Here is a 2,878-nt window from a genome sequence, read left to right on the forward strand (position 1 = left end):
GGCACCCCCGGGTGCCGCCGGGCCGTCGCCGTCCCCCCGGCGCTCAACCGCTCCGCCTGCCCCCGACCGTCCTCGTCGAGAGCCGTCCCCCCATGAGCCTTCCCCGTACCCAGCGCATCCCCTACGGCGGCGACTACAACCCCGAGCAGTGGCCAGAGGACGTCTGGAAGCAGGACCACGCCGCCTTCGACCTCGCGCGCATCGACACCCTCACCGTGGGGGTGTTCACGTGGGCGCTGACCCAGCCGTCGCAGGACGTCTACGACCTCTCGGTCCTGGAGCGCATCCTCGACCGGGCGCACGCCGAGGGCCGGCGGGTGTGCCTGGCCACGGGCACGGGCGCGCTGCCGCCGTGGCTGGCCAGGCAGCACCCGGAGGTCTGCCGCACCGACTTCGAGGGACGCCGCCACGTCTACGGCCAGCGCCACAACGCGTGCCCCAGCGCCCCCGCCTACCGCCGCCTGGCCGCCGCCCTGGCCGGGCGCGTCGCTCAGCGCTTCGCCGAGCACCCGGCCGTCGTCGCCTGGCACGTCAACAACGAGTACGGCGGCGCCTGCTACTGCGACCTGTGCGCCGCGGAGTTCCGCACCTGGCTGCGCACGCGCTACGGCACGCTGCAGCGGCTCAACGACGCCTGGAACACGACGTTCTGGTCGCACCGCTTCGGCGACTGGGAGGAGGTCGTGCCGCCCAACGCCCTGTCCGAGCACTGGCGCGGGCCGGACCACACCGCCTTCCAGGGCATCACCCTGGACTACCTGCGCTTCACCTCCGACAACCTCCTGCGCACCTTCCGCGAGGAGAAGGAGGCGATCCGCGAGCACTCCGGCCTGCCGGTGACGACGAACCTCATGGGCACGTACCGCCCCGTCGACTACCACCGCTGGGCGGACCACCTCGACTTCGCCTCCTGGGACAACTACCCGCCCGACGAGCGCTCCGCCTCGCGGATGGCGCTGACGCACGACCTCGTGCGCGGCCTCAAGGCCGGGCAGCCGTTCTGGCTCATGGAGCAGACGCCGACCGTGACGGCCTGCCGCGACGTCAACCCCCTCAAGCGCCCGGGCGTGATGCGGCTGTGGTCCTGGCAGGCGGTGGCCCACGGCGCCGACGCGGTGCTCTTCTTCCAGATGCGCCAGTCCCGCGGCGCCAGCGAGAAGTACCACGGCGCGGTCCTGAACCACGCCGGGCGCACCGACACGCGCTCGTTCCAGGAGGTCGCCGCGCTCGGAGCGGAACTGGAAGCCGTCGGCGGCGCCCTGCTCGGCGGGCGCACCCCCGCCCGCGTCGCCCTGCTGTTCGACTGGGACTCCTGGTGGGCCGTGGAGATCTCCGACGGCCCCACCCGCCACCTGAAGTACCTGGCGACGGCCATCGCCTACCACCGCGCCCTGTGGGAGGCCGGCGCGCAGGTCGACGTGGTCCCGGTCACCGCGGACCTCGACGGTTACGACGTCGTCGTCGCCCCGCTGCTGCACGTCCTCAAGGGCGACCTCGCCCAGAGGCTGGAGGCCGTCGCCGCGCGCGGGGGCAGCGTGGTCACCACGGTCCTGTCCGGGCGGGTCGACGAGGACGACAACGCCTTCCTCACCGACGTGCCCGGCCCCCTGGCGGACCTGCTGGGCGTCCGCGTCGACGAGACCGACGCGCAGGAGCCGACCGTCGTCAACCCCGTGCGGCTCGTCGACCCCGACGGGGCGGCGCCGGAGCTCGTGAGCGCCGCGACGACCGCCTTCGACCTCGTCCTGCCGCGCGGCGCGCAGGTCGTGGGCACCTACGGTGCGGACTTCTACGCCGGCACCGCCGCCGTGACGCGCCGGGAGACCGGTCGCGGCTGCGCCTGGTACGTCGGCACCTGCCTGGACGCGGCGGGGCTGCGGTGGGTGCTGCGCCGGGTGCTGGAGCGGCACGACCTCGTCGGCCCCCACGCCGACTCCCCGGACCTGGAGCACGCGGTGCGCGAGGTCGACGGCCGCCGCTACGAGTTCCTGCTGCACCACGGGCGCGAGCCGCTCCGGGTGAGCGCGCACACCAGCGGCACCGACCTGCTCACCGGCCGGCGGATCGAGGCCGGCGACGTCCTCGCGCTCGCCCCCGCCGACGTCGTCGTCCTGCAGGTCCGGTGAGCGCGCCCGTGGCACCACCCGCGCGCGACGGGCGGGCCTTCGGCGAGGGGCCGCTGTCGCGGGTCACCCAGGTCGTGCACTGGTTCGTCGTCGTCGAGGTCCTGCTCGTCGTCGCGACCGCGCCCGGCCTGGCCGGAGCCCTGCTCCTCGCGCCCGACGCCAGCAACCTGCCGCTGTACGCCCTGTGCGCCGTGCCCGCCGGACCGGCGCTGGCCGCGTCGGTCTTCGCCTGGCGCGCCTTCCTCGCCGACCGCGACGCCGACCCCGCCCGGGAGTTCCTGCGCGGCTACCGGCTCGACGCGCTGGACGCGCTGCGCACGTGGGTGCCGGCCCTGGGCGTCCTGACGGTCCTCGCGGTCAACGTGGCCCACCGCGACGTCGTGGGCGCGGCGGCCGCCTTCACCCCCCTCTACGCGGTCCTGGGGGCGGCCGTGCTGCTGTGGGCCGTGCGCGTGCTGGTCCTCACCGCGGTGTTCGCCTTCCGCTGGCGCGACGCCGCCCGCCTGGGCGTCCTGACCCTCCTCACCCGCCCGCGCGCGACCCTGGCGCTGCTCTCGCTGCTCGTCCTCGCGATCGGCACCGCCTGGGTCACCTTCGACGCCGTCGTCGTGGTGCTGGCGTCGGTGCTGACCTTCCTGCTCGCGCGCGGGGAGGACGCCGTCGTGCGCGAGGTGCGCGAGCGGTTCGTCAGCCCCTCCTGAGGTGCGCGCCCCTCGCCGGGCGTGCGGCCGGGCGCCCGCGGGCGCCGGGCC

General features: G+C 75.3%; 2 protein-coding genes. Both read left to right on the top strand.

Annotated elements, in window-relative coordinates; translation table 11 throughout:
• Window positions 1-92 precede the first annotated feature (92 nt).
• On the top strand, window positions 93-2,126 hold the full coding sequence (locus ACRYR7_RS25060) for a beta-galactosidase (RefSeq protein WP_432575080.1): 2,034 nt from the start codon (window positions 93-95) through the stop codon (window positions 2,124-2,126).
• Between the two features lie 8 nt (window positions 2,127-2,134).
• A complete protein-coding gene (locus tag ACRYR7_RS25065; RefSeq protein ID WP_432575082.1) occupies window positions 2,135-2,827 on the top strand; it encodes a glycosyl transferase in 693 nt (230 codons plus the stop codon).
• Window positions 2,828-2,878 lie beyond the last annotated feature (51 nt).

The sequence above is a fragment of the Kineococcus gurbantunggutensis genome (assembly GCF_050871925.1).
Lineage (GTDB): Bacteria > Actinomycetota > Actinomycetes > Actinomycetales > Kineococcaceae > Kineococcus.